Consider the following 26,157-nt stretch of genomic DNA (forward strand, 5'->3'; position numbering starts at 1 on the left):
AAACTGACCCGTGGGTCAGCCCCGCAGGGCCAGCAGCGCCCGCTCGAGCGCCAGCACCGGGTCACGGCCCGTCTTGGCGGCCTTCTCGGCCTCGGCGAGCGCGTCGAGGGCGCGCAACAGGCGGGCTTCGTCGATCCTGCGGGCGAAGGCCAGCAGCTTCTTGGCGGCGAAGGGGTGCAGCTTCAACAGCGCCGCGGCTTCCTTGTCGGTCAGGTTGCGGCGCTCGAGCTCGGCCCAGAGCACGGCGGCGCGGGTAAAGTGCTTGCTCAGCGCGCCCAGGATGCGCAGCGGTTCCTCGCCGCGGTCCAGCAGCCCGCGCAGCAGCTTCATGGCGCGCTCGAAACGGCCCGCGGCCGCGGCGTCCACCAGGTCGAAGCTGGAAAGCGGGGGCTCGAGCGCCACCACCGCCTGGACCCGCTCGAGGGTGAGGGGGACGTCGAGCAACGTCAGCTTCTCCAGTTCGGCGTGAATGGCCTCCAGGTCGGCCTCGAGCTCCCCCAGGTAGTGGGCCACCGCCGCCGGAGCTTTCAGCCCCATCCGTTTCATCTCGTTCGTTACCCAACGCGTCTTTTCGCGGTAGCGGGGGGTGGGGTGGTCGCGTTTCTCGCTGTGCTTGCCGAGCCAGCGGCTGCGGGCCGCGGTGGGCTTGGGGTCGTAGAGCAGGACCACGCTTTCCTGCGGCAGCGCCTCCAGCACCGGGCGCAGCGCCTTCCACTCGGCCTCGCCCACCTCACGCAGGTCCACGATCGCCCCTCCGGGGCCGAAGAGGCCGCCCCCGGCGGCCTGCTGCACGGTCATGGGCTCAGGGGGGAGCAGCCGCCACTCGAGCCCGCGCAGCTCGGCCTCGGCCTGCGCCGCCCGCCGGGCCAGGAAGGGGTCGCCGGTGAAGGAGACGATCACGCCCCCAGTCTATCGTGGGCCAGCGAAACGGGCGGGGCCGCGGCCCCGCCGCAAAAGGCGGTTCGGGCGTCAGTCCCCCGCCACCTCGGCCTTCCAGGCCTCGGGCACGTAGGCGCAGCGGGTCTCCGACTCGAAGGGGTCGCCCGTCTCGGCCCAGGCGCGGGCGCGGCTGCCCCAGCAGACGTTGCCGAACTCGCAGACGCGGCACTTGCCCTTCAGGTAGCTGCGGTCCCGCAGTTTGCGGAAGAGCTCGGAGTTCTGGTAGATGTCGAGCAGGCTCCGCTCCTTGATGTTGCCCGCGCTCATCGCTAGGAAGCCCGAGGGAAAGACCTCGCCCTGCGAGCTGATGAAGACGAAGCCGTAGGCGTCGTGCATGTGGACGCCGCGCTTGTTCTGCACCAGGGCGTGGTCGGCCTCCGCGCTCTTCATCCGCTCCTGGATGACGACGCGGCGGAAGTGGGGCGCCTCGGTGGTGCGGATGTGCAGCTTGTGGGTCTTGGAGACCTGGTAGAGCCAGCGCAGCACCTCTTCGTACTCCTCGGCGCTGAGCTGCTGCAGCAGGGCCCCGCGCCCCACCGGAACCAGGAAGAAGACCTCCCAGGCAGAGATGCCCAGGTCGCGGCCCAGATCGGCGAGCCCCGGCAGTTCGGGCCTCGTCTGCTTGGTGACCGTGGTGTTGATCTGGGTCGGGAGACCGATCGAGCGGGCGTACTTGAGCGCGTCCACCGCCAGCTCGAAGGTGCCGGGCACGCCGCGGAACTCGTCGTGGGTCTCGGCGCTGGCGCCGTCGAGGCTCACGGCCATGGCGTGCACGTCGAGCTCCTTGAAGCGGTCGATCACCTCGTGGGTGAGTAGCGGGGTGACCGCGGGGGTGATGCCGATCTTGATGCCCAGCTCGCGCGCCTTTTCCAGAATTTCCCAGAGGTCGTGCCGTTTGAGCGGATCGCCGCCCGTGGGCAGCAGGATGGGCTTGGGCTTGTAGGTGGCCATCTCCTCGAGGAAGCGGAAGGCCTCCTCGGTGGTGATCTCCCCGGGGAGCGGGTCGGGCTCGGCGCTGGCCCGGCAGTGCTTGCAGGCCAGATCGCAGGCGTGGGTCATCTCCCAGGCGACTAGGAACGGGTAGCGGTCAAAGTCCGGGCGCATGCCCCTAAAGTAAAGCGTCCGGCTCAGGATTTCCCGGGGTATATGTCCCTTGTAATCCTTGAAGAAACTAAATCAACACGTTTCCCACCGCGCCCCAGAACACCGCCCAGGCAAAGCTGGCGAAGGTGCCGAGCAGGTAGTACTCGGTCTGTTCGCGGCTCTGGAAGCGGGCGATGGCCTTGCCCGCGAAGACGAAGCCCACCCCGTTGTAGGCGCCGGCGAGGATCATGGTCAGGATCATCAGCCGCTCCAGGTAGCCGATCCAGCGCCCCGCCTGCGCCAGCCCGGGCGGGGCCTCCTGCACCTGCACCCCGGGCACCCGGTCCAGGACGAAGCGCACCGCGTGGTTGCCGCCTTCGATGACCAGCAGGTACAGCAGGGCGTATTCGACGAAGGTAATCAAGGCTTTCCCTCCCGTTCTAGCAATTTCTCCAGGCCCACGAGCGCTTCGCGCACGGCCAGCACCCCCCGCTGGTGGAGCTGCTTGTGCACCGCCTGGTAGCTGACGCCCAGTTCGGCGGCCAGCGGCTTGACGGCTTCCAGCTCGTCGTAGCGTTGCGCCCGCCGCCAGACCTCCGGGCTCCAGCGGTTCCACACGAACTCCACCAGGCCGAAGGCGCCGTTGGCCGCCGCGGTGAGCCTCGGGTCCGGCCCCTGCAGCATCAGCTGCCGTTTTTCCTTGCGGGCGGCCTCGAGCGCCGCCGTCGCGGACACGAACGCGGGGCCGGTGAGCAAGGACGGGTCGGATGCGCCGCCCAGGCTCTGGTCTATGGCTCCGAACCCCATGCCAAAGCGGCTCTTCAGGCGGCCGTTCGAGCGGACCACCAGCCGGGCCTGCACGAAGAACACCACCCTCAGCACGGAACCCGCACGCACGACCCCCTGAAAGGCGTCGCCCTGCACGACCCGCAGCGGGGCCGCCAGCGCGCCGGCAAACCGGCCGTTGGCTTCATGAACGACGTCGGCCAGCAACCGGGCTGCTTCGCCGGCGCCGTAGGCGCGCGAGGCGATCAGGTCGCCATTGAGGACCAGGTGGGGCACGGCTTCAGTATAGCCGCGGGCGTGCTGAAAAGCAACCGATATAGGTTTAATACGCTGTTAACAACCAGAATAGGTTAAAACGCGCGGGGCGTGCCCCGCGCGTCAAAGGGTAGGTCGGTTTACTTGGCCAGGCCGTTGTAGCGGGCGGCGTGCAGCACGAAGCCGCCGCTGCCGTCGTCTTCGCCCCAGACCACGACGGGGTTGCCGTTGCCGTCGAGAACGCAGTCGAAGCTGTACAGTTCCTGCGTTGGGTCCAGGTTTACGCTGCCCGGAAGCGCGACCCAGGCCGCGCCGTCCCAGCGGGTTACGAGCAGGTTGGTGCTGCCGCCGTTGGAGGCGCTGTAGGCGATGACCGGGTAGCCCGAAGCGTCGAGCGCCATGGCCAGGTAGAAGCCGCTGGCGTTCACCAGGTCGCTCGAGCCGAAGTTCTGCCAGGCGCTGCCGTCGTAGCGCTTGGCGTAGAGGCCGCTGCCGTTGCTTTGCTCACGCCAGACCACCACCGGGTTGCCGTCGGTATCGAGCGCCATGTCCATGTAGGGGATGAAGTCGCCGTCGGCGTGCTTGAGGGGGAGCGTGCCAAGGAAGCCCGTGGCGACGTTCTTGACGTAGATGCCCTTGCCGCTGGCGGAGTTTTCCACCCAGGCCAGGACCATCTCGTTGTCCGAGTTCATGGCGGCGACGGGGCTCGAAGCGTCCTCACCCGATGCGTAGTTGTCGGGGCTGCTTTGGAAAATCCAGCCAAGATTGCCGTCGAAGCCCCCGTGGTACACGTGCCAGGCAGTGGTTCCGGAAACCGTGGATTGTTCCGCAAATGCCACGGCGGGATCGTCGTTGCTGGTGAGTGCGATGGTGGGAGTGGTGGCGCTATTGGAATCCGTTAGGTCGAGGATCTCGCCGCTGTTGGTGTAGGGCTTCCACTGGCTGCCGTCCCAGTGACGCACGAAGACGTTGTTGCGGTTGGTGGCGTTGTATTCCACCCAGGCCACCACGGGGTTGCCGGTCGAGTCGAGCACCAGGTCGGGGTTTTGGGCGCCGTCGCTGGACCCGGAGTTGAAGGGGGCCCCGATGTTTTCCCAGGCGCTGCCGTTCCAGCGGCGGACGGCGATGCGGTAGCCGGCGCTGGCGGCGTAGTCGTAGGCCACGACCAATCGACCGTCGGCGTCGAGGGCAGCCGAAGGGTGGTCGGCGTCCCCGGAGAGGTCTTCCTGGACGTAGTCGCCCAGCTTGATCCAGTCGTCGGCGGTGGTGAAGGCGAACGAAGCCTGGACGGGGTTCCCCGCGGCGTCGGCCAGGCCGTTGAGCTGCACCGTCAGCTGCGCGGGCAGCGCCGCGGGCGCGGACGTAAGGGTGAGCGTCAGGGTCTTGCCGTCGGCGGAGGGCGCGGCCGTGTAGCCGAGCTCCTGGCTGCCGTCCAGAACCTTCAAGCTGGCAGGCGAGATGCTCGCAGGGGCGATGGCCTCGTCGAACTCCAGCACGATGGGGCTGGCCAGGAGCACGCCGGTGGCGCCGGAGGCGGGGGTGTGGCCCGTCAGCTGCGGCGCGGTGGTGTCGGACGGGGGGGTGCCGCCGCAGGCTGATACGAAGAGGGCCAGGGCGGCCGTTAGCGCCACCGCGGTCCAGCTGCGGGGGTGACCGAAACGAAATCCAAACTTCTCCATACGCATCGTTCTCCAATCATCTCGGATCGTTTTTCGGGAAAGTGGAAACCGAATGGGGCCAGAGTAACCGCTTTACCGCATCCAAGACCTACCGATTATATAGTCCGGTAAAGCCTGGGCTTAGAGGCATATGTCATGCGGAAGGGCGGCGTCGCGCTTCCGCCTTGCCGGCGTTCGGGAGGCTAGGACGTGGCGAAGTAGCGCGCTTCGGGGTGGTGCACCACGAAGGCGCTGGTGGACTGCTCGGGGACCAGCTGGAAGTCCTCGGTTAGGCTCAGGCCGATTTCGGACCACTCGAGAAGGCGTTCCAGTTTGCCCTGGTCCTCCAGGTTGGGGCAGGCGGGGTAGCCGGGGGCGTAGCGGGCGCCCTGGTAGCCCTGGGCAAAGAGTTTTTGCAGGTCGGTGGCGTCGGCGCCGGCGATGCCCCACTGCTGGCGCAGGCGCTTGTGCCAGTACTCGGCCAGGGCCTCGGTCATCTCTACCGAGAGGCCGTGGAAGAGCAGGTAGTCTTCGTATTCGCCGGCGTCAAAGAGCCGCTGGCTGAAGGCGCTGGCGCGGGGGCCCATGGTCACGGCCATCAGCGCCATCACGTCGCGGGCGCCGGCGTTCCAGGCGCTCTCGGGGAACCAGTTCGCCTCGTCTTCCAAGGGTTCCGCGCCGCGGGGGCGGAAGTAGTCGGCCAGACTCAGGCCGCCGCCGGCCTGGCGGGGGAAGGCGAAGCGTTCGAGCTCGTCGCCGGTCTCGGGGTCGAAGAGCACCACCTCGTCCCCCTCGCGGGCGGCGGGCCAGAAGCCGTAGACGGCCCGGGGTTCGAGCAGGTCTTCGCGGGCGGCGCGCCCGAGCCAGCGCCGCAGCCGCGGCCGCGCCTCGCGCTCGATCAGCGCGCGGTGTTCCTCCGGGCTCAGCTTCCCGCGCTTGTACCCCCACTGACCGCGGAAGAGGGCGTTTTCGTTCAGGTAGCGGGCGATGGTGAAGAGGTCGAGCTCGCCCGCAGCGGCGACGCGGCGGCCGAAAAAGGGCGGCCGGGGTACCCGCGGCGGCGGGCCGGGGGGCCCTGCGCGGGTGGGGGCCACCCGAGCGCGGGGTCTGGTTTCCCGGGCGGGGGCGGCGGCCTCTTCCCGGCCGCGCGACCGGACGATTTCCTCCATCAGCTTCAGGCCGGCGAAGGCGTCGGGGGCGTAGTGGACGGTACCCGGGTAGACGGCCCGCAGGTCGCGCTCGACGTAGCGGCGGTTGAGCGCCGCACCGCCGAGGATGACCGGGATGCGGTGGCCCAGGGCCGCCATGTGCTCCAGGTTCTCCTTCATGACCGCGGTGCTCTTGACGAGCAGGCCGCTCATGCCCACGGCGTCGGGGCGGTAGCGCTCGACGGCTTCCAGGATCGAGTCGATCGGCTGCTTGATGCCCAGGTTGATCACCCGGTAGCCGTTGTTGGAGAGGATGATGTCCACCAGGTTCTTGCCGATGTCGTGGACGTCGCCCTTGACCGTCGCCAGCACCAGGGTGCCCTTGTGGGCGTCCTCCTTCTTCTCCATGTGGGGCTCGAGCCAGGCCACCGCGGCCTTCATCACCTCGGCCGACTTGAGGACGAAGGGAAGCTGCATCTGGCCGGAGCCGAAGAGGTCGCCCACCTCCTGCATGCCGCCGAGCAGGATCTCGTTGATGATCTCTTCGGCGCGGTGGTTTTCCAGCGCTTCCGCCAGATCTTCTTCGAGCCCCTTCTTGCGGCCCTCGACGATGCGGCGGTGCAGCCGCTCTTCGACCGGTCGCTCGGCTTCGTCTTCGCGGGCCTCGTCGAGGGTGTGGCTTTCGAAGTAGTCGATGAAGGCGAAGAGGGGGTCGTAGCCCTCTTCGCGGCGGTCGTAGATCAGGTCGCGCGCCAGCCGCACCGCTTCTTCGGGGATCTGGTTGACCGGTACGATCTTGCCGGGGTGGACGATGGCGGCGGTCAGCCCCGCCTGCTGGGCCTCGTGCAAGAAGACGGCGTTCAGCACCTTGCGGGCCGCCGGCTTGAGGCCGAACGACACGTTGGAAACCCCCAGCACGAAGCCGACGCCGGGCAGGGCGTCCTTCAGGTAGCGCATCGCCTCGAGCGTCGCCAGCGCCAGCCGCCGGGTGTCCTCGTCGCCCTGGGTGATGGGGAAGGTGAGCAGGTCGAAGAGGATGTCTTCGGGCAAGAAGCCGTGGCGCTCCACCAGCCGCCGGTAGATGCGTTCCGCGACCACCAGCTTGCGCTCCACCGTCTTGGCCATGCCCTCCTCGTCGATCGTCAGGGCGACCACCGCCGCGCCGTGGGCGCGGGCCAGCTCCGCGATGCGATCGAACTTCGCTTCGCCGTCCTCGAAGTTGACCGAGTTAACCACCGGGCGGCCGGGTACGCGCTCGAGCGCCGCTTCGATCACCTCGGGCTGGGTGCTGTCGATCATCAGGGCCGCGTCCACCTCGCGCGCCAGGCGTTCGACGACCCGCACCATGTCGGCCTTCTCGTCGCGGCCGGTCCAGGCCACGCTAACATCGAGCATCTGCGCCCCGCCGGCCACTTGGTCCTGAGCCAGTTCGACGATGCCGTCGAGGTCGCCGGCGAAGAGCAGCTCGCGGAACTTCTTGGAGCCGGTGGCGTTGGTGCGCTCGCCGATCATCAGCACCCCGGCCTGAGGCCGCAACTCGATCGCCTGGTAGAGGCTGGCCACCGCCGGGGGTTCGAGCCGGGGCGGACGCGGCCGGGTCTGCGGCACGTCCGCCAGCGCCTGGCTGAGGGCGCGGACGTGCTCGGGCCCGGTGCCGCAGCAGCCGCCGACCACGTTCAGGCCGTACTCGGTCACGAACTTGGTCTGCCAGCGGGCCAGCTCCTCGGGGGTCAGGTCGTAGACCACCCGTCCGCCCTCGTTGCGGGGCAGGCCGGCGTTGGGCATGCAGACGGTCGGCCGGCTGGCGCGCCCGGCGAAGACGCGGATGTGGGGGTCCATCAGGTCGGGCCCGGTGGCGCAGTTCATCCCCACCACGTCCACCGGCAGCGACTCGAGCGCTACGAGCGCCGCCTCGGCGTCGCTGCCGACCAGCATCTGGCCGGTGGTCTCGATGGTCACCTGGGTTTGCAGCGGCACCTCGCGGCCTTCGTCGCGCATGGCCTGGCGCACCGCCTGCACCGCGCAGCGCACCTGCAGGATGTCCTGGGCGGTCTCGATGACGATCACGTCCACCCCCCCGGCGATCAGGCCGCGGGCGGCGGTGCGGTAGCTTTCGAAGAGCTCGTCCCAGCTGATCTGCCCCAGGCTGATCAGCTTGGTGCCGGGGCCCAGCGAGCCGGCGACGAAGCGGGGTTTCTCCGGAGTGCCGAAGGCGTCGGCCGCTTCCCGCGCCAGCCGCGCGCCGGCCTCGGCCAGCTCGCGGGCGCGGTCCGCCAGGCCGTACTCGCCGATGACGTGGGGCATCACCCCGAAGGTGTTGGTCTCGATGACGTCGGCCCCGGCTTCTAGATAGCTTTCGTGGATCTCGCGGATCACGTCGGGGCGGGTGAGGTTCAGAATCTCGGGGCAGCCGTCGTACTCCGCGCCGCCGTAGTCTTCCGGCTTCAGGGCGTACTTTTGCAGCTCGGTACCCATGGCGCCGTCGAAGACGAGCACCCGCTCGGAGATGGCACGCAGGTAAGGAAACCGGCGCGCCCGCTCGGTCAGGTCGTAGCGCGTGCGCGGCAGGGGAAGCTCGCCCCAACCGGAGCCTTTGGGTGCGTGTTCGTGGTCGTGCGCCATGAGTAAGGCCCCTCCGGCCTTAGGCGCAAAGTATAGCAAAACGGCGCGGAGGGACGTGAGAAACGCGTTTCAGGCCGCGTACAGGTCGGGGTCCGCGGGGTTGGCGTTGGCGAGCAGCCGTTCGCGCAGCGCCCCTTCGTCCATGGCGTCGGGGGCGCGCTTGCCGCCCACCAAGTGACGCGGCTTGGCGAGCCCAGTCGTCCAGCCTTTGGCGAAGGGCGTTTGCGGGCGACGTAAGCGAGGCGTGTTTCGATAACCTTTTAGGGCCGGCTCCCGTAGCCGGCCCCTACCCTGCGGCTTGGATGCGGGTTTGGGTTCAAGGGGAGGTCAAAATGGCCCCGCTGCTACCCACAGCGACGAAGCTGCCGTTGCCGTAAGCGACGCCCCGAAGGGTTGACCCGGTACCCGAAGTGCGTTCGGTCCAGGAGACGGCGTCGGGCGAGGTGAGTATGGAGCCGCTTCCGCCAACCGCCACGAAGATGCCGTCTCCGTAGCCAATGCCGTAAAGGTCATGATTCGTGCCCGAAAGTTGCGGCGTCCAAGTAACTCCGTGGGCCGAAGTCAGGACTCTTCCCGCATCACCCACGGCGACGAAACGATCTTCGGCATACGCTACGTCCTGCAACGCGTACGAGGTTCCAGACTGGCGTTCCGTCCAGCTCACCCCGTCGGAAGAGGTGAAGATCTTCCCGCCGCCAGCGACCGTGGTGAAGACGCCGTTGCCGTAAGCTATGCCCAACAGCGTGTAGGAAGTAATGGATCCCTGTTTCGTCCAGTTAACCGCGTCGGAGGAGGTCAGGACGTTGCCCCCCGAACCCACCCCAACGAACTGGCCGTCGCCGTAGGCCACGTCGTAGGGCGTAACCTCTACTTCGTTCGAGCTCCAGGTTGCTCCATCGGTGGAAATCAGGACGTAACGTCCCTGCAACGCGACGAATTTGTTTTGTGCGAAGATCACACTTCGAATGGGGTCGAGCGACGCCGTGGGCTGCACGGTCCAGGAAACCCCGTCGGCGGAAGAAAGCAGCGTGCCCCCTTCGCCACCGGCTACGAAAGTGCCGTTTCCGAAGGCCACCGAACGGAGCAACTTGGTGGTCCCCGATTCGCGAATCGTCCAGTGGGTGCCGGGTGCGGCGTTGGTCCCGATGGTTAAGTTGAAGCCTGCGTAAGAGGTGAGGTTGCCCGAGGATCCCTCCAGGCGAAGGTCATAGGTGCCGGTCGACGCGCTGCCGGTAGCGTAGATCGTGAGGGTTTGGCTGACCGGGCTGCCAGAGACGGTTACGCTCGCGGGGGCGACCGAGACGCCCGTTGGGCCGCCGCTTAGTTGCAGGTCCACGACTCCAACGAAGCCGTTTCGCGGGGTGACCGTCAGGGTGGTTTGGGTGGAGGATCCGGGGGCCACGGTCAGCGCGTCGGGGCTTAGTTGCATGGAAAAGGCGGGTGAGGTTGTATTATCGCCCGAGAGCTGTAGGTTGCAGCCTTGAACGGCGAAAAACAATAAAACCAATCCTGCCGATTTAAATGCTCTTAGAATGGCCATTCTCTGCCTCCCTGCAATAGGATGGTCCCCAACCATCTTAGCTCGGGTGCTGGTTTATGTATGTCCTAGGAAATAGGATTAGCCGACGGGGACGGAATAGCTGCAATTGCAGAAAGTCCGGAACGGGTTCTCGGCCGTGACGCTGGTCCGAGCGCCCGGCCATGCGCCCACCTCTCCGGCCTTTCGGGGCGCCTGCCGGGGTGGGGGGCTTTCCTTCTTCTTCGGGCTCAGGGCGCAGAAGGGATGACGTTGCTCTTCGAGCTCGCCGCCCTCGCTCAGGCGCGGGGGCGGCCGCTGCTCTTCGACGCTAAGAAAGGCGGCGTGCCCCTGACCGCGGCAACCCGCCCCAGCCCGTTTCCTGCGGTGCGTGTTTGGGGTCGTGCGCCACAAAAAAGGCCCCTCCGGCCTCAGGCGCGGAGGGGCGGGAGAAACGCGTTTCAGGCCGCGTACAGCTCGGGGTCCGCGGGGTTGGCGTTGGCGAGCAGCCGTTCGCGCACCGCGCCTTCGTCCATGGCGTCGAGGGCGGCGTAGACGTCGGGCGGCAGCACGGCCTCCTTAAAGTTGAACGCGCCTCCTTTGCGCAGCATCTCGATCAGCTGCGCCAGCGCGCGCACCCCTTCTTCGCCGTAAGCGGGACCGAAGGCGTCTTCGGTGAGGAGGGCGTGCTTGCCGCCTACCAGGAAGACGCGGTAGCGCGCCTGCTCGCGGCGGCCCTGGCGGTCGGTCACCAGGATGACCTTGAGCGAGGGAAAGTGCAGCTTCTTCAGCCGCGGTTTCAGCTGCTCGAGCGTATCCTTGGGCAGGCCTCTGAATCCAATCCGCTCCATGGCTACCATTCTGCCTTCCCGCGCCGCGCAGCGCCAGGGGCAGGGGCCCCTAGGGCCAGCGGATCAGGGCCCGGAAGCCGACCCGCCAGCCCAGCCGCAGGTCGTCGCCGGAAAGACCCAGATCCAGTCCGGGGAGCGTGAAACGCAACACCGTACGTCCCCATCGGGTTTCGAAGAGGTTGTCGAAGCGGGCGGAGCGGGCGCTCAGGCGCAGTCCCCGGTGCCTGCCGGCGTAGAGCCACCACGCCCGGGTTTGCACGCCCCCCGTCGCGATGAGCCGGTACTTCGGCCCCCACAAAGGGGCATCCACGGAGAACCGCCCCGTGAGGTGGAACCCGAAGCCCTCGTCCGTCATGCCGGGGTCGAAGACGAGCGCGTAGCGCCGGCGCACCTCGCCTGCGTTGCGCTCGATACCGTAGCTCAGGGTCAGGTCGAAGTCGCCCTGCTCCGGTTCGAACCGGTCGTCGATTTCGACGAGCCCCCAGGCATCGCCGAGGGGGACGCGGTATCCGAGCCGCACCAGGTGGTGCCGCGGCTGCGGCCCCAGGAACCACCAGAGCCAGGCGCGGTGCCCTTCGGGGCCCGCCCATCCGGCGCCCAGCCCCCACCGGAGACCCTGACGCAGGTCCCCCTGGGTCAGCGCGACCGCCTCTCGTCCTTGCTCAGCCCAAAGGGCCAGGCCGAAGGGTTGCCGGGCGAAGGCCGTGTAGATGGCGTAGTTTCGATGGGGTTGGAACCGTGCTCCGATCGAGAAGGGGCGGCTGCGGTAGACCGCTTGCAAGCCGATGTAGCCGCCATCCCTGGAACGTCCCACCACCCGGGCGTCGTCGATCCACAGTTCGTGCCCCGCGAGCAGGGCGAGCTCGGCGGGGTTGGCCGACGCCGCTGCCCAGGCCTCGGGGAACAGCAGGTCGCCGGTCCGCCACAGCGGCTGCTGGGCCGGCGCGACGAGCGGCGCGAGCACCAGCGCCAACAGCAACAAAGCGTAAGGATGTAGCGGCAGTTTAATAGAAATCTCCTGAATTGTATCACAGGTACGGATGCAAAACACGGAAAAGCCGCGCCCCCGGAACGGCCGCGGTCGCGCAACGCCCCGCGTCTGCGGGCGGCTAGTCGGACCTGACGTAGGCCCAGGCCAGCGGCGTGACCGCAACGACTAGCGTGATCCCGGTCAGCAGCGCAAGCCAAAGCGCCCCCTCGGGGCTCGACAGGAAGCCGCTACGGCCGCCGAGCGCCCAGTAGACCGGCCGCGCGTCCAGCGCCGCGATGCCGAAGGCGAACAGGGTGCCCAGCAGCATGTAGAGCAGGCCGCCGAGGCTCATGGGCACCTCGCTGGCGTTGCTGGCCTCGCGGTTGGGCCAGACCGCTCCGAGGCCGACCCCCAGGGCCGCCAGCCCCACCACCGCCGCCAGCGCCGAGATCAGCGAGACCGTGCGCAGGCCGGGGTCCAGACCGATGACCGCCGGTGCGTAGAGGCCCAGCGCCAGCCCCAGGGGGAGCAGGAGCGACAGGGCGAGGACGTAGCGCGAGAGCAGGAGTCCCAGCCGCCCGAACGGCGCGGTCCGCACCAGCCAGTAGCCCGGCCCTTCGAACGAGTAGAGGGGATAGGCCAGGCGCACGCCCACCCCCGCGATCACGAGGCCCTGGAAGGCGAGGTGCAGGAAGCCCACGACGCGCACGAAGACCACGCCCTCCAGCGGCAAGGCCGCAAGGCTCGTCGTGTACAGCAGCACCAGCACGGCCACGAGCACCAGCTGGGCGATCTGGTTGGGGTCGCGAAGAAACAGCCGGACGTCGCGCACCCAGAGCGCTCCCACGGACCCCAAACGGGCGAGCGCGCGTTCCCAGGCCGCCGACGGCCGCGCAGCCCTGAGGACACTGGCGCCCTCGAGCCCGCGGACCCAGCCGGCCTGGTAGGCGTAGCCGGCGGCGAGCGCGCTGGCCCCCAGCACGCCCAGCGCCAGGACGAGCAGGCCCACGAGGGCGGGCGGGATGCCCGGTCGCTCGAGCGCCTCCTGAACCGCCCGCCCCGCCCAGGCCGGGGGAAGGAAGGGGGCGGCGGGGTTTTGGAACTGCTGGATGAAGGCCTTCAGCGCGGCCTCGTTGGCGAACTCCTGGCGGAAGAGGGCTTCGGGGCGCAGGGCGCGCAGCCCGTAGATCATCGCCCCACCCAACACGGCGCTGAGCGCCCCGGCCCACTCGCGGGCGCGACCCGCGGGGGCGAAGCGCACCAGCGGCAGCGCCAGGCCGACGCCCAGCCCCACGGGCAGGGCGTAGAGGGCCAGCACCGCGAGGGTGGCCACGAGGTGGTAGCCGATGGGGGCTTCGTGAAAGACGCCCAGGGCGTAGAGGACCGGCAGCGTGAGCAGCGTGGGCACGAGCGCCGTCACCGCGTAGGTCTCGACCACCTTGAGCGTAAAGACGCTTGCCGCCGGCAGCGGCCAGGCCAGCAGCAACGGCAGGTCGCGGGAGTCGTAGAGCACCGCGAGCGCACCCGGCAGCGCCGAGAGCAGCACCGCCGCCGAGAGGACCAGGAAGAGCCCTTCGAGGCTGCGCACCTCCACGACGCCCGCGGCGAAGGGGTAGGCGGACAGGAAGCGCAGGAAGGCCAGGGTGCCGTAGAAGGCCAGGGCGGCCACCCCCAGCCCCAGGGCGGCGGCCACCAGCGCCGCGAACGGGCGGGCGGCCAGGCTATGACGCAGGATGCGCAGCCGCAGCCGCAGCATCTTGGGCGGCGTCCTCCGTGAGCCGTATGAAGACTTCTTCCAGGCTGGCGTCGCCGTGCTGGGCGCGGACCGCCTCCGGAGCGCCGGTCAGCCGCAGCCGCCCCTCGTGCAGCAGCGCCACCCGGTCGGCGGCGGCCTCGGCGAGCTCCATCTGGTGGGTGGAGAAGAGTACGGCGCGGTCGGGTTTCGAGTAGGCGCGCAGCAGGTTGCGCACGGTGCGCGCGGCCACCGGGTCGAGGCCCACCATCGGCTCGTCCACGATCAGCACCCGCGGCTCGGGGAGAAGCGCGGCGGCGAAGGTGAGCTTCTGGCGCATGCCGTGGGAGTAGGTCTCGATCAGGGCCGAGGCGAAACGCTCGAGCCGGAACTCCGCGAGCAGCGCCTCGATGCGGGTCTCGATGCGGCGCGCCTCCATCCGGTAGAGCCGTCCCACGAAGCGCAGCAGCTCCACGGCCGAGAGCTTGCCGTAGAGGTAGGGGCGGTCGGGCACGTAGCCGAAGAGGCGTTTGGCCGCCACCGGCCGCCGCCAGACGTCCACCCCGGCCAGTTCCACCCGCCCCCGGGTGGGCCGCAACTGGCCGGTGAGGGCGCGGATCGCCGTCGTCTTGCCCGCGCCGTTGGGCCCCAGGAGCACCAGGGTCTCGCCGGTGGGCACGTGCAGGTCCAGGCCCTCGAGCGCGGTGAAGCGGCCGTAGCGCTTGCTGAGGGCCTGGATCCGGATCATGCGGAGCTAGCGGGCGCCCAGCAGCTCGAGCGCCTTCTTCAGGATCGCGTCGTTCGCCACGTCCACCTTGGCCTCGCCCTGCACGTCCGAGAGCGCGCGCGGGGGCAGCTCCTCGCTGAAGCTGAACTTGCCCTCCTCGTCGGCGGTCGTGGTGAAGGTCTTGCCGCCGGTGGAGAGCGTCACCTCGGCGCCGGGTTCGGCCCCCAGGCCCTCGAAAGCGAGGGGGGTGGGGAAGCGGTTGTCGCGCACCTTGACGTCGGGGGTGATCCCCTGTTCGTGGATCGAGCGCTTCTTGGGCGTGAGCCACTCGAAAGTGACCAGGGTCAGCTCGCCGCCGTTGGCCAGCGTGAAGACGTTCTGCCCCACGCCCTTGCCGAAGGTCTGCTCGCCCACCACCTGGGCGCGGCCGGTGTCCTGCAGGGCGCCGGCGACGATCTCGGAGGCCGAGGCCGAGCTGCCGTTGACGAGCACGACCATCTCGCCGTTCCAGATCGTGCGCGGGCTCGCCTCGCAGTAGGCGCGGGTGGAGCGGCGGTCACGGGTGTAGACGATCACGCCGCGCTTCAAAAAGGCGTCGGCCACCTGACAGCCCTGGTCGAGCAGCCCGCCGCCGTTGTCGCGCAGGTCGAGGACCAGGCGGGTGGCGCCCTGGCGCTTCAGATCGGCCACCGCCTGGCGCAGCTGCTCGATGACCTTGACGTTGAGGAAGGTTTCGATGGCCACGTAGCCCACGTTGTCCGGGAGCATCGTCTTGCTGACCGAGACGATCTCGATCTTGCGGCGGACGATCTCGAAGCGCAGCACCGCGCTCACGCCCTTGCGCTGCACCCCGATGGATACCTTGGTGTCCTTGGGGCCGCGGATCTTGGCGACGATGTCGAAGAGCGGCAGCTCGCTGACGTTCTCGCCGTCGACCTCGACGATCACGTCGCCGGTCTTGATGCCGGCGCTGAACGCGGGGCCGCCGCGGAAGACGTTGACGATCTTGGCCCCGGTGCCGTCGGGGTTGGCCGGGGAGATCTGCACGCCGATACCGAAGAACTCGCCGCGTACGTCCTCTTCGCGGATGTGGGCGTTGCGCGGAGGGCTGTAGCTGGTGAAGGGGTCGTCCAGGGCGCCGACGACGCCGCTGATGCCGCCCTGCAGGAGCTCGTCGGCCTTTTTCGGATCGATGGGCTTCAGGTACTGCTCCTGGATGATCTCGTAGGTTTCGATCAGGGCCTTGCCGTTGGGGTTACGTTCGAAGCCCGCGCCGCCGCCGAACTGCGCGAGGCCCACGGCCACGGTCAGCAGGGCCACGCCGGCCCAGAGGAGTCGAGGATGCGCCATGGAGGGCATTTTACTCCGGGGCGCATGAGAAGAAGGTAGCCGCGGTTTCCTGCGCAAAGCCTCATCCGGGTGGGGTATCTTGGGTCCAGAATGATCCACTTTCACCGGGTCTCGGTCGAGTACCCCCGCACCAAGACGATGGCGCTCTACAACGTCAACCTCGAGGTCAGGAAGGGCGAGTTCGTCTTCCTGGTGGGGCACTCGGGTGCGGGCAAGAGCACCCTCCTGGGCCTGGCGCTCAAGCGGCTCGAGCCCACCTCCGGGGCCGTCTACGTGGCGGGGCAGAACCTCGCCAACCTGCGGGGTAACCGGGTGGCGTTGCACCGGCGCAACATCGGCATGGTCTTCCAGGACCACCGGCTGCTCGCCGACCTGACCGTCGAGGAGAACCTGGCCTTCATCCTGCGGGTGCTGGGGGTGGCCCCGCGCGAGTGGAAGAAGCGCATCGTCCGGGTGCTGCGCACCGTGGGCATCGTCCACAAGCGCCGCGCCTACCCCTACCAGCTCTCGGTGGGGGAGGCCCAGCGGGTGGCCATCGCCCGCGCCATCATCGGGCGGCCGCCCATCGTCCTGGCCGACGAGCCCACGGGCAACCTCGACCCCGAAAACGCGGTGCAGGTGCTCGAGATCTTCAAGGCCATCCACGCCTCCGGGGCCACGGTGATCATCGCCACCCACTCCCGCGAACTGGTGGAGGCCTATCCGCAGCGGGTCGTCGTCCTACGTTCCGGGCAGCTCGTCCGCGACGAAAAAACCGGCACCTACGCCCTCTAGGCCGGTGCTAGACTGGAAGAGAGGGTGAAGTTCGGTCCGAAAGGAGGACGTATGAACATCTACAAGTTCGTGGGTCGCAACGTCGAGGTTACCGAAGCCCTCAAAAACTACGTCGAGCGGAAGGCCGAACGGCTGGACCGCTACTTCGACAACATCGTCGACGCCAAGGTGGTGCTGTCGATCGCGGGCGCGCCCCACGTGGAGCGCCGCGCCAAGGCCGAGATCCAGCTCAACGTTCCCGGCGGCATCATCCGCGTGGAAGAGTCGGACCCCGACATGTACGCGGCGATCGACCGCGCGATCGAGGTCCTGGAAAAACAGCTCAAGCGCTTCAAGGGGCGCCTGATGGGCAAGCGCCACAGCGGCCTGGGGCCGGGTACGCCCCCGCCCCCGCCCCCCGAGGAGGAAGCGGAACCCTTCGAGCCCGAGATCGTGCGCGTCAAACGCTTCGAGATGAAGCCGATGACGCCCGAGGACGCGGCTTTGCAGATGGAGGCCCTGGGGCACACCTTCTTCGTCTTCCGCAACGCCGATACCGGCGAGATCAACGTCATCTACCGCCGCCACGACGGCAACTACGGCCTGATCGAGCCCGGGGCCTAGCCCCCGGGCCGGCCCCGCTCCGCCCGCCGCGACCTGCGGCGGGCGCTCAGTAGTACTTGGCGGGGTCGACCGAGACGAGCCGCCCCTTCTGGCTGAGGATGACGCTGAACCACATCTCGTTCGGGGGGATGATCGCCGAGCCGCCCAGGTAGCCGATGATCTGCCCCTGCAGCACCCGGTCGCCGGTGCGCACGAGCGGCTCCTGCAGGTTGGTGTAGCGGGTGAGCAGGTTGTCGGCGTGCAGGATGAGCACGTTCCAGCCGTAGTTGGCGTAGAAGGCGGTGGCGAAGACCTGACCGTCGGCGGCCGCCCGTACCGGCGCGTAGTTCTGATCGGCCTGGATCACCTGCCAGGTGTTGTCGGCCTTGCCGAAGGGGGTCACGATGCGGCCGCCGGGGATGGGGAAGAGCAGCTCGCCCACGAGCTCGCGGGGGATCTCGAAGCTGGGGCCGGTGGTGCGACCGGCGCGGGCCTCGGCCTCGCGGCGGCGGCGTTCCTCTTCCAGGCGGCGTTTTTCGGCTTCGAGCTGGGCGGCGAGCGCCTGCATCTGGCGCTCGAGCTCCTCGGCCGCCTTGTTGAGCTCGACGATGCGCACCTCCTCGGCCGCCCGTTTCTGCTTGAGTTCGTTGAGCACCGCCCGGTACTGGCGGCGCTTGGCCTCGAGCGCGGCGATGCGCGCCTCGCGTTCGCTCTTCTTCTTGGTGAGCTCCTGCAGCAGGTTCACGAGCCGTTCGCGGGCGGCGTGCAGCTCCCGCACCAGCGCGCTCAGGGTCTCGACGAGGCGGACGTCGCTGGCGCCCAGGTACTGCACCCAGCCGGCGCGCATCAGCAGGTCCGAGAGCGACTGGGCGCGCAACAGCGGCAGGTACCGCCCGGCGCGTTCGCGGTAGAGCTTCTCCACCAGCCGGGTCATCCGCCCTTTCAGGCGTCCCAGCTTGGCCTCGATTCCCGCGATCTCCTGCTCGGTGGCGGCGATCTGCCCCTCGAGGCCGGCGATCGACTTCTCGATCTGGCGCTTTTCCCGCTCCAGGCGGGTGATGTCGCGGGCCACCGCCTCGAGCTCGCGCCGTTTCCGCTGCACCTCCGCCCCCAGCTGCTTGAGGCGCGCCTCCGCGGCGCGCGCCGCTTCGATGCGTTGCTGGCGGAGCTGCTGCGCCTGCTCTAGCGCCGCGTTCAGCTCCTCGAGCGACGCCTGGCCCCAGGCCAGGGGCAGCGCGAGGGCCAAAAGCAGGGTCAGCCAGCGTTTCATGTTTCCGTGTCCCGCAGGTAGGTGCGCACCGAGAGCCAGGCGCCGAAAAAGCCCAGAAAGAGGGCGAGCGCCAGCAGCCCCACCGAGGCCCGCAGCAGGTCGTCGGGGGAGAGGACGGGCAGGAAGGGCAGCAGGTTCTGCAGGGTGGCGGCGACGAAGCGGTAGGCGAGGTTGCCCAGCGCCAGCGCGAAGAGGGCCGCGGAGAGGGTGAGGAGCAGCCCTTCGAGCAGGAAGGGGCGCTGCACGAAGCCGCGGGTGGCCCCGACCATCAGCATCACCCGCAGCTCCTCGCGGCGGTTCTCGATGGAGAGCCGGATCGTGCCCATGACGCTGAAGAAGGTGTCGACGATCAGCAGCAGCATCAGCACGTTGGCGCCCAGGCGCAGGCCGCCGAGAAAGCGCACCAGGCGTTCCGTCACCTCACCGCCGTAGTCGACGTTGCCGGGGCCGATCTGCGGCAGGTCGCCCAGCTTGCGCGCCACCTGGCGGGTGAGCGTGGGGTCGATGAGGCGGACCTTGAGGGTGTCGGGGAGGGGGTTGTCGATCAGGTCGGAGGCCTCGGCCAGGTAGGGGTACTCCAGCTGCAGCAGCGCCAGCGCCTCGTCCTTGCCGATCAGCTGCACCGACTCGACCTCGGGCCAGGAGCGCACCTGCTCGAGGACGGCCTGGGGGTCGGAGCCGTCCTTCAGGTAGGCGACGATCTCGACCTCGCTCTCCAGCGAGCCCACGATCCGGTCCAGGTTCCAAAGCAAAAGCCCCACCAGGAAGAGGAGCGAAAACGAGACGGTAGCCGTGGTCAGGGTCGCGAGGGCGCTGGTCGGGTGACGGCGGAACGCGCGCAAGGCCTGGGTGAGGGCGTACACATCGGTAGTTTACCCGCTGGCAAATTAAGGGCATGGGAACCGGCGGCTGCGTTAACGTAAGGGCATGCGCCTGCGCGTGGCCATCATTCTCGCGGCGGTCTTTGCCTACCTGAGCCCGCTCGCGGTCTTCTTCATCCACTACTGGGCCCGCGGCAATCCGGGTTTCGCGGCGCTCTACTACCGCTACCACCTGCTGGTGGACGCGGGGATCACCTTCGTGGCGGCGAGCCTGAGCGGCATCACCGTTTACTGGGCGCTGCGCTACATGCTGGGTCCCTGGCTGCGGCTGGAGCGCGAGCTCGAGGGGCTGCTCGCCGGCCGCGAGCGGCTGCGCCCGGTGGGCGAGGAGCACGCCGACCGCATCGTGGCGCGGATCAACGAGCTGCTGCGCATCAGCCGCGACTACCTGAGCCTGCAGGAGCTCGAGTTCAGCCAGCTGGCCTCGGCGCTGCACGACGACGCGGTGCAGACGCTGATCGCCGCTCGCTGGGCGCTGGGGCGCGGCGAGCGGGAAAAGGCGGAACGGCTGGTGCGCGACGCCGAGAAGAGCCTGCGGCGGGTCATCTGCCGGCTGGCGCCGCCGGAGCTCGAACACCTGGACCTGCGCGAGGCGCTGGTGCAGCTGGCCCAGCGCCAGGGGCTGGAGCTCGAGCTCGCCCTCGCGGCCGACCTGCGCAGCGAAGAGGCCGTGGAGGTCTTTCGCATCGTGCAGCACGCCCTGGCCAACGCGCGGCGGCACGGCCGCGCACGCAGGGTCTGGGTGCGCATCGAGCGCAACGGGGAGATCCGGGTGAGCGTGGACGACGACGGACAGGGGGGTACGATCGAACCGGGACAAGGGTTACGGTTGCTCGAGGCTAGAATGAGGTTGCGCGCGGGGCGCCTCGAGTGGGAGCCCAGCCCCCACGGCGGCATCCGCCTGGCGGCCTCGTGGCCGGTGGAGACATGAAGATACTCGTCGTAGAAGATCACGCGATGGTGCGCGAAGGGCTCGTACGCATCATCGAAGGCGCACTGCCCGACGCCGACGTCCGCGCCGTGGGGACGGCCACCGAGGCGAAGCAGCACCTCGACTGGGCCGAGCGGGTGCTGCTCGACCTCTCCCTGCCCGACCAGCACGGGCTGCGTTTCCTCGAGGAGATCGGGGTCAGCCATCCCGACCTGCCCGTCATCATCCTTACGGCGTACGACGAGCCCGCCTTTCGCACCCGCGCCTCCGAGGTGGGGGCCGCGGCCTTCCTCTCCAAGAACGAACCGCCCGAAGTGCTGGCCGCGGCGCTGGCGGACCTGTCGGCCCCGCCCGACTCGGGGGCGCACCCGCGGCTCGAGCGCCTCTCGCCCACGGAGCGGCAGGTGCTGGCGCTCTTCGGCCAGGGGCTGTCCAACGCCGAGGTGGCCCAGCAGCTGGGGATCGAGGAAAAAACCGTCTACACCCACCGCCGCCACCTGATGTTCAAGCTGGGCCTGCGCAGCGCCCAGGATCTGCTGCGCTTCGCCACCCTGTACCACGCGGGCCTGGACTAGCTGCCTAAGAAAACTTCGTACTTTTTTCCTCATCTTGGATTCACGTAAAACGTAATGCGTGTGGTTCCTGTTTGCAGCTGCGCTGCTGCTTCAGCCCGGCGATCCGCTGCCCCCGTTAGAACCCGGCGACACCCTGACGCTCGCCCCCGGCGTTCACGCCGGTCCCTGGACGATCGAGGTCCCGCACGTCCGCCTGGTGGCCGAGCCCGGGGCCGTCCTGGACGGTGGCGGCGCGGGCAGCGCGCTGCTACTGGCGGCCGAGGGGACCTCCGTCGAGGGGCTCGAGGTGCGCAACGTGGGCCGCGAAAACGACTTCTACGCCCCCGACGCGGCCGTCTGGCTCGTCGACTGCACCGACTGCGCGGTCCGCGGCCTGAAGGCCGCGGGGGTGACCACGGGGGTGCGGGCCGAGGACTCGCCGCGGGTGCGCGTCGAGGACTGCACCCTGCACGGTCTGGGCGACGCGCCCGGGATTACCCTTTACCGCACCCCCGGTGCGCGGGTGCAGGGGAACCGCGTCGAGGGGTTCCTCGACGGCCTCTACCTCGAGCACGCCTCGGACAGCCGCGCGCTCGGCAACGTCTCGCGGGAAAGCCGCCGCTACGGCTTCCACCTGATGTTCAGCCGCGGCGTCGAGGTCGCCGGCAACCGCGTGGAAGCGGGGCGGGTCGGTTCCGCGATCATGTACGGATCCCGCGCCTGGGTGCACGACAACGTCTTCGCCGGGCACGTGGGCCCGCTGGCGTTCGGCCTGCTGGTGCAGGAACAAAGCGACAGCCGCTTCGAGCGCAACCGGGTCAGCGGGAACACCGTGGGCATGCTCGTCGTCTCGTCCCCGGACGACGTCTTCCGGGAAAACGACCTGATCAACAACGGCTTCGGCGTGCTGGTCCGCCGCGAGCGCGACAAGGTCGCCTCGGCGCTGCGCTTCGAGGGCAACCGGTTCCGCGGCAACGTCTACGACCTCGCCGTCGACGACCCCGAGGCGCAGGTGGCCATGCGCCGCAACCGCTACGACCGGGTGCGGCCGCTCGACCTCGACGGCGACGGCGCGGCCGACCTGCCCTACGTGCCCAGCTCCAGCTACGCGCTCTTGACGAGCCGGCAGCCCGACCTCAGCCTCTTCGCTCTGGGGCCGGGGATGCTGCTTTGGGAGCGGGTCGAGGGCCGGGTGCCGGCGCTGCGCTTCATGACGCTGGCCGACGCGGCGCCGCTGCCGCTCGAGCGGGAGGGGCGTCCCTTTGCGGGCGTCGCCTGGATCCTGGCGCTCGCCGGGCTGGGAGGAGGGTTATGGTTGCGCTCGTAGAAGCCAGTAAACGCGGCCGTCTGCAGCCGCTCACGGTCGAGATCGGTCCCGGCGCGCTGGCCCTCGTGGGGCCCAACGGCGCCGGGAAGAGCACGGTGCTGGGCCTGATCGCGGGCCGGCTCGCCCCCAGCGGCGGTCGGGTGACGCTGGCCGGCTTCCCCGCGCGCTCGCCGCGGGCCAGCGCGCTGCGCGCCTACGTGCCGCAGCAGATCGCCTGGCCCCCGCACCTGCGCGCGGCCGAGGTGCTGGAAGCGGCCCGGCGCATGCGCGGGGCGACGGCGGCGGCGCTGCGCGCGGCGGTCCGGCGGATGGGGCTCGAGCCGGTGCTCGCGAAGCCGGTGGGGCAGCTCTCGGGAGGGATGCGCCAGCGCCTGGCGCTGGCCGCCGGGCTGCTGGGGGAGCCGCCCGTCTGGCTGCTGGACGAACCCGCGAGCGCGCTCGACCCCGGCGGTTTCGCGCGGTTGCGCGGCTGGGTGGACGAACACCGCGCCCGCGGCGGCACGGTCATCGTCAGCGCCCACCGGCCCGAGGAGGTGGAGGCCCTCGCCGACGAAGCGTTGCTGCTGGCCCACGGCCGGCTGCGCGCCCGCGGTCCGGTGGGCTCGTTCTACCGTTACCGCCTCGCCGACGGCCGCGATCTGAACGAGGTGCTTCCGGGGGCCCGCGTGCTGCGGGAACCCGTAGACACGCTTAAGGAGGTGCTTTATGAAGAAGAGTCGACGTCATCTGATTAAGGGTATGGGTGCGCTGGGGCTGGGGGCGCTGGTCCGCCCGGTCCTGGCGATGGGCCACGGCGGCCCGCAGCAGGGTATGGGGAGTGCGCCGCAGCCGGGGACGGGCAAAATCTACCCGGCGGCGAAGATCCCCTGGCAGGAAGGGCGCTGCGCCTTCTGCGGCATGCCGCTGGCCACGCCCGAGGGCGGCTGGCGCGGCAAGAAGTTCCCCAAGGGCTTCTTCGAGCGTACCTACGCCCAGATCGTTTTCGAAGACGGCAAGGCCCTGCACTTCGAGTCGCTGGCCTGCATGTTCAACTACGCCTACGCCAAGGGGCTGGTCGACGGCGACGGCAGCACCTTCTACGTGATGGCGGTGGAGGCGCTGCCGAAGAGCTGCAAGCGCCTGGGCCTCATGCCCGCGCGCCAGGCCACCTACGTTTGGGGCGAGAAGCTGAAGACGACGATGATGGCCCGCCTGGTGGCCGTGCCCAGTCCCCAGAAGGCCGGCGACTTCGTGCGGAACCGCCCGGGCCTCGGCCGCTACCACTTCTACACCTACCGTCAGCTGCTCGACCTGAGCCCGCTCCCGGAGGCCAACCTGGTTCCGCTCCTCGCCAAGCACACCGGGCTCGTGTAGGCTGATCCTGCGATGAAGCGCCGCGACCTGCTCAAGGGCCTGATCGGCCTCGGCGTCCCCTGGAGCCTGGGGGTGCTCGCCGAGGCGCGACCGGTGCGGGTGGGGGTGGACGTCTGCCCCTACTGCAACATGACCGTCATCGACGCGCGCTACGCCGCCCAGATGGTTACGCGCACCGGCAAGGTCTACAGCTACGACGCCATCGAGTGCCTGGTGGACCACCTCAACGGTTACGGCGGGCCCAAGGTGGCGCCGCGCGAGCTCTACGCCGCCGACTTCGCCGCCTCGCAGGCGGACCGGGCCGGGCTGCGCGCCGTGGACGGGCTCGTCTTCCTCTACCACCGGCGCATCCGTACCCCGATGGGTGGGGGGCTGGTGGCCTTCGCCCGCCCCGAAGACGCCGACCGCTTCGTCCAGGAGCGCCGGCTCAAGGGGGTGCGGCGGATGCGCTGGGACGAACTGGTGGCCGAAGGCCGGCAGCACGCCTGGGTGCCCCCCTACTGACCATGTCCGAGCTCAAGGCCCCCGCCCTCTTCACGCTCTACCTCAAGGCGCTGCTGCGCAACCCCTGGGCCTGGGCGCCGGCGCCGGCGCTCGCGGGTTTCGCCGCGGTCTTCGCGGCCCGGGGCCCGGAGGTGGGCCTGGTCAGCACCTTCGCCCTCGCCCTGCTGGCCTTCCCGCCGCTGTGGCTGGCGCTCGCGGTGCCGATGCTCGCCGAGCGCGAGGAGTGGGCCTTCTGGGCCGCCTTTCCCGGCAAGGCGGGGCGGCTCTACCGCGCCGGCGCCTTCGGGGTCGCCGCGGCCTTCCTGCCCCCGCTGCTGCTGGGGGCCGGGCTCGCGGGGGGCGTGCTGGGCCTCGGCGCGGGGCCGGCGCTGCTGCTTTTTGGCCTGCTGGCGTTGGTGGGCCTCTACTGGGCGGGGGTGGCCGCGCTGGCCTCGGCCTTCAGCCCCGAGCCGCCGCGGGCCCTGGGCCTGGGGCTGGCCTTCTGGGCCGCGCTGGTGCTGCTCTACGAACCGGTCGTCGTGGGGCTTGCGGTGGCCCTCGCCGACTGGCCCCTGGAGGCACCGCTCCTCGCGGCGGTGCTCTCCAACCCCATGGAGCTGGCGCGGATCGGGCTGCTGAAGACGCTGGGGGTGCCGGTGCTCGTGGGGCCCGTCGGCTACCTGCTCGACCGTTTCCTGGGGGCGTGGGGACCGGCCCTGATGCTGGCGACCTTCGGATTCTGGGTCGCCCTCTTCTTCGCGCTGGCGGGCTGGATCTTCGCGCGCAGGGACCGCTGAGCCGGCGCGCGGCTGCAAAGAAACGCCCGGCCCTGGGGGCCGGGTCTTTGGTGGGCGGTAGAGGACTTGAACCTCCGACCTCTCGCGTGTGAAGCGAGCGCTCTAGCCATCTGAGCTAACCGCCCGCGCGAACCTTAAGCTAGCACGCCGGCGCGCGGGGTGTCAAGGCGGATTTCGCGCCGTGAACGGCCTTCGCTGCCTCCTGAAGTAGCATGGGGGCATGGGCTTCGACTTCGTTTCGGAGGTGGCGGCGCGGCCGCCGCTGGTGCTGGGGGTGGATCCGCGACCGGCGTGGCACCCGGGGCCGGACCCGCTCGCGCACCTGGAAGGCTACGCCACCCGGCTCATGGAAGCGCTGGCCGCCGACCTGGCCGCGGTCAAGTTCCAGTACGCCTTCTTCGAGGCGCTGGGAGGAAGCGGCTGGGCGCTGCTCGAGCGCCTCGTCGCCACCGCGCGGGTGCTGGGGCTGCCGGTCGTGCACGACGCCAAACGCGGCGACATCGGCACCACCGCCGCGGCCTACGCCCGGGCCACGCTCGAGCGCTGGCCGGGCAGCGCCCTGACGGTGAACCCCTACCTGGGCGGGGACGCGCTCGAGCCCTTCTTCGCCGCCGCGGCCCGCGGCGGCGGCGCGGTCTTCGTCCTCGTCAAGACCTCGAACCCCGGCTCGGCCGACTTCCAGGACCTGGACGCCGGCGGCCGGCCCCTCTACCTGCGCGTGGCCGAGCGGGTGGCCGCCTGGGCCGAGGCCTGGCCGGCGGAGCCCTGGAGTCGGGTGGGGGCCGTCGTGGGCGGCACCCACCCCGAGGCCCTGGAAGCGCTGCGCCCGGTTCTGCCCGCGAGCCTCTTCCTGGTGCCGGGGCTGGGCGCGCAGGGCGCGTCGCCGCTCCCGGGCGCGGGGCTCTTGTGGTCGGCCTCGCGCAGCCTCTTCTACCCGGACGGCCGGCCCGACCTGGAGGCCGCCCGGCGTCAGGCCGCGGCCTACCTGCGCGACCTCGCCGGGTAGGATGGGACCGTGGACGTTCTGGAGCTCTACCGCAAGACCGGCGCGCTGCTCGAGGGGCACTTCCTGCTGCGCAGCGGCCGCCACTCGCCCGTCTTCCTGCAGTCGGCGGCGCTGCTGCAGCACCCCCTCTTCGCCGAGGCGGTGGGGGAGGCGATCGCCGAAAAGTTTCCGGACGAGCGCTTCGACTTCGTGATCGGGCCCGCGATCGGCGGGGTCGTGCTCAGTTTCGTGGTGGCGCGGGCGCTGGGCGCGCGCGCGGTCTTCGCGGAGAAGACCCCGGAGGGCGGGATGACGATCCGTCCCGGACTCGAGGTGAACGCGGGCGACCGCTTCCTGGCCGTCGAGGACGTGGTGACCACCGGCGGCTCGCTGCGCAAGGCGATCGAGGCCGCGCAGGCGCGCGGGGCGGTCTTGCAGGCGGCCGCGGCGATCATCGACCGCAGCGGCGGCTCGGCCCGGTTCGGCGCGCCCTTCGTGGCCCTGGCCCGGCTCGAGGCGCCGGCCTACGATCCCGAAGCCTGCCCGCTCTGCCGGCTGGGCCGGCCGCTCGAGGAGGTGTAGC

Annotated in this window: 25 protein-coding genes and 1 tRNA gene; 11 read left to right on the forward strand and 15 right to left on the reverse strand. The window is 69.7% G+C overall.

What is annotated here, in order from left to right; translation table 11 throughout:
• Positions 1 to 15: 15 nt before the first annotated feature.
• From holA to HNQ05_RS00955, 12 genes are all read right to left on the reverse strand, one after another.
• Positions 16 to 900: a DNA polymerase III subunit delta gene (holA, locus tag HNQ05_RS00900; protein WP_147145146.1), complete on the reverse strand. Its 885-nt coding sequence runs from the start codon at positions 898 to 900 to the stop codon at positions 16 to 18.
• A 69-nt stretch (positions 901 to 969) separates the two neighbouring features.
• Positions 970 to 2,043, reverse strand: a complete 1,074-nt coding sequence (locus tag HNQ05_RS00905; protein WP_147145148.1) for a TIGR04053 family radical SAM/SPASM domain-containing protein — start codon at positions 2,041 to 2,043, stop codon at positions 970 to 972.
• A 67-nt stretch (positions 2,044 to 2,110) separates the two neighbouring features.
• Positions 2,111 to 2,446 (reverse strand): hypothetical protein, encoded by a 336-nt coding sequence (locus tag HNQ05_RS00910; RefSeq protein ID WP_147145150.1) that lies wholly within the window; start codon positions 2,444 to 2,446, stop codon positions 2,111 to 2,113.
• Positions 2,443 to 3,084 carry a hypothetical protein gene (locus HNQ05_RS00915; protein WP_147145152.1) on the reverse strand — a complete coding sequence of 214 codons (642 nt, stop codon included), beginning with the start codon at positions 3,082 to 3,084 and terminating at the stop codon, positions 2,443 to 2,445. Before HNQ05_RS00915 ends, HNQ05_RS00910 begins: the two co-directional genes overlap by 4 nt.
• A 119-nt stretch (positions 3,085 to 3,203) precedes the next feature.
• Positions 3,204 to 4,742 carry an Ig-like domain-containing protein gene (locus HNQ05_RS00920; protein ID WP_183677509.1) on the reverse strand — a complete coding sequence of 513 codons (1,539 nt, stop codon included), beginning with the start codon at positions 4,740 to 4,742 and terminating at the stop codon, positions 3,204 to 3,206.
• Between the two features lie 182 nt (positions 4,743 to 4,924).
• Entirely contained in the window at positions 4,925 to 8,491 is a 3,567-nt protein-coding gene (gene metH, locus HNQ05_RS00925; RefSeq protein ID WP_147145156.1) for a methionine synthase, read from the reverse strand.
• A 316-nt stretch (positions 8,492 to 8,807) separates the two neighbouring features.
• Positions 8,808 to 10,031, reverse strand: coding sequence for a WD40/YVTN/BNR-like repeat-containing protein (locus HNQ05_RS00930; protein WP_147145158.1), 1,224 nt, complete (start codon positions 10,029 to 10,031; stop codon positions 8,808 to 8,810).
• A 437-nt stretch (positions 10,032 to 10,468) separates the two neighbouring features.
• Complete coding sequence (locus HNQ05_RS00935; protein ID WP_147145160.1) at positions 10,469 to 10,858, reverse strand: DUF3197 domain-containing protein; 390 nt, start codon at positions 10,856 to 10,858, stop codon at positions 10,469 to 10,471.
• Between the two features lie 49 nt (positions 10,859 to 10,907).
• Positions 10,908 to 11,840: a hypothetical protein gene (locus HNQ05_RS00940; RefSeq protein ID WP_147145162.1), complete on the reverse strand. Its 933-nt coding sequence runs from the start codon at positions 11,838 to 11,840 to the stop codon at positions 10,908 to 10,910.
• 127 nt (positions 11,841 to 11,967) lie between these two features.
• Positions 11,968 to 13,584, reverse strand: coding sequence for a putative ABC transporter permease subunit (locus tag HNQ05_RS00945; protein WP_147145164.1), 1,617 nt, complete (start codon positions 13,582 to 13,584; stop codon positions 11,968 to 11,970).
• Positions 13,550 to 14,308 (reverse strand): ABC transporter ATP-binding protein, encoded by a 759-nt coding sequence (locus tag HNQ05_RS00950; RefSeq protein WP_147145166.1) that lies wholly within the window; start codon positions 14,306 to 14,308, stop codon positions 13,550 to 13,552. The genes HNQ05_RS00945 and HNQ05_RS00950 overlap by 35 nt, the downstream gene beginning before the upstream one ends.
• 6 nt (positions 14,309 to 14,314) lie before the next feature.
• On the reverse strand, positions 14,315 to 15,637 hold the full coding sequence (locus tag HNQ05_RS00955; RefSeq protein ID WP_147145168.1) for a S41 family peptidase: 1,323 nt from the start codon (positions 15,635 to 15,637) through the stop codon (positions 14,315 to 14,317).
• A gap of 90 nt (positions 15,638 to 15,727) precedes the next feature.
• On the opposite strand from HNQ05_RS00955, the gene ftsE reads away from it, so the two are divergent.
• Complete coding sequence (gene ftsE / locus HNQ05_RS00960) at positions 15,728 to 16,411, forward strand: cell division ATP-binding protein FtsE (protein WP_147145170.1); 684 nt, start codon at positions 15,728 to 15,730, stop codon at positions 16,409 to 16,411.
• 51 nt (positions 16,412 to 16,462) lie between these two features.
• The gene (gene hpf, locus HNQ05_RS00965) at positions 16,463 to 17,014 is read left to right on the forward strand and encodes a ribosome hibernation-promoting factor, HPF/YfiA family (protein ID WP_147145172.1); all 552 of its coding nucleotides are present in this window, start codon (positions 16,463 to 16,465) and stop codon (positions 17,012 to 17,014) included.
• 46 nt (positions 17,015 to 17,060) lie between these two features.
• On the opposite strand, the gene HNQ05_RS00970 is transcribed toward hpf, so the two are convergent.
• Both HNQ05_RS00970 and HNQ05_RS00975 read right to left on the reverse strand, forming a co-directional pair.
• The gene (locus tag HNQ05_RS00970) at positions 17,061 to 18,263 is read right to left on the reverse strand and encodes a murein hydrolase activator EnvC family protein (RefSeq protein ID WP_147145174.1); all 1,203 of its coding nucleotides are present in this window, start codon (positions 18,261 to 18,263) and stop codon (positions 17,061 to 17,063) included.
• Entirely contained in the window at positions 18,260 to 19,126 is an 867-nt protein-coding gene (locus HNQ05_RS00975) for a cell division protein FtsX (RefSeq protein ID WP_147145176.1), read from the reverse strand. Before HNQ05_RS00975 ends, HNQ05_RS00970 begins: the two co-directional genes overlap by 4 nt.
• A 64-nt stretch (positions 19,127 to 19,190) precedes the next feature.
• Here HNQ05_RS00975 and HNQ05_RS00980 point away from each other — a divergent pair, with 64 nt between their 5' ends.
• From HNQ05_RS00980 to HNQ05_RS01010, 7 genes are read left to right on the forward strand one after another with little or no spacing between them, the layout of a single operon-like run.
• Positions 19,191 to 20,075 carry a sensor histidine kinase gene (locus tag HNQ05_RS00980; protein ID WP_183677511.1) on the forward strand — a complete coding sequence of 295 codons (885 nt, stop codon included), beginning with the start codon at positions 19,191 to 19,193 and terminating at the stop codon, positions 20,073 to 20,075.
• On the forward strand, positions 20,072 to 20,650 hold the full coding sequence (locus tag HNQ05_RS00985; RefSeq protein WP_147145178.1) for a response regulator transcription factor: 579 nt from the start codon (positions 20,072 to 20,074) through the stop codon (positions 20,648 to 20,650). Before HNQ05_RS00980 ends, HNQ05_RS00985 begins: the two co-directional genes overlap by 4 nt.
• Positions 20,651 to 20,708: 58 nt before the next feature.
• Complete coding sequence (locus HNQ05_RS00990; RefSeq protein WP_147145180.1) at positions 20,709 to 21,956, forward strand: NosD domain-containing protein; 1,248 nt, start codon at positions 20,709 to 20,711, stop codon at positions 21,954 to 21,956.
• Positions 21,941 to 22,690, forward strand: a complete 750-nt coding sequence (locus tag HNQ05_RS00995) for an ABC transporter ATP-binding protein (RefSeq protein WP_147145182.1) — start codon at positions 21,941 to 21,943, stop codon at positions 22,688 to 22,690. Before HNQ05_RS00990 ends, HNQ05_RS00995 begins: the two co-directional genes overlap by 16 nt.
• Positions 22,662 to 23,309, forward strand: a complete 648-nt coding sequence (locus HNQ05_RS01000; RefSeq protein ID WP_147145184.1) for a nitrous oxide reductase accessory protein NosL — start codon at positions 22,662 to 22,664, stop codon at positions 23,307 to 23,309. The genes HNQ05_RS00995 and HNQ05_RS01000 overlap by 29 nt, the downstream gene beginning before the upstream one ends.
• A gap of 12 nt (positions 23,310 to 23,321) precedes the next feature.
• On the forward strand, positions 23,322 to 23,813 hold the full coding sequence (locus tag HNQ05_RS01005) for a nitrous oxide reductase accessory protein NosL (protein WP_147145186.1): 492 nt from the start codon (positions 23,322 to 23,324) through the stop codon (positions 23,811 to 23,813).
• Positions 23,814 to 23,815: 2 nt separating this feature from the next.
• Positions 23,816 to 24,589, forward strand: a complete 774-nt coding sequence (locus HNQ05_RS01010; RefSeq protein WP_147145188.1) for a hypothetical protein — start codon at positions 23,816 to 23,818, stop codon at positions 24,587 to 24,589.
• A gap of 48 nt (positions 24,590 to 24,637) precedes the next feature.
• Here HNQ05_RS01010 and HNQ05_RS01015 read toward each other — a convergent pair.
• Positions 24,638 to 24,714, reverse strand: a tRNA-Val gene (locus tag HNQ05_RS01015).
• A gap of 95 nt (positions 24,715 to 24,809) precedes the next feature.
• Between HNQ05_RS01015 and pyrF the strand changes: the two genes are divergently transcribed.
• Both pyrF and pyrE read left to right on the forward strand, forming a co-directional pair.
• Positions 24,810 to 25,595, forward strand: coding sequence for an orotidine-5'-phosphate decarboxylase (pyrF, locus tag HNQ05_RS01020; protein WP_147145190.1), 786 nt, complete (start codon positions 24,810 to 24,812; stop codon positions 25,593 to 25,595).
• Positions 25,596 to 25,604: 9 nt separating this feature from the next.
• The gene (pyrE, locus tag HNQ05_RS01025; RefSeq protein WP_147145192.1) at positions 25,605 to 26,156 is read left to right on the forward strand and encodes an orotate phosphoribosyltransferase; all 552 of its coding nucleotides are present in this window, start codon (positions 25,605 to 25,607) and stop codon (positions 26,154 to 26,156) included.
• The last annotated feature ends 1 nt before the right edge of the window (position 26,157 follow it).

Origin of the sequence: Oceanithermus desulfurans (assembly GCF_014201675.1) — a bacterium.
Classification (GTDB): domain Bacteria; phylum Deinococcota; class Deinococci; order Deinococcales; family Marinithermaceae; genus Oceanithermus; species Oceanithermus desulfurans.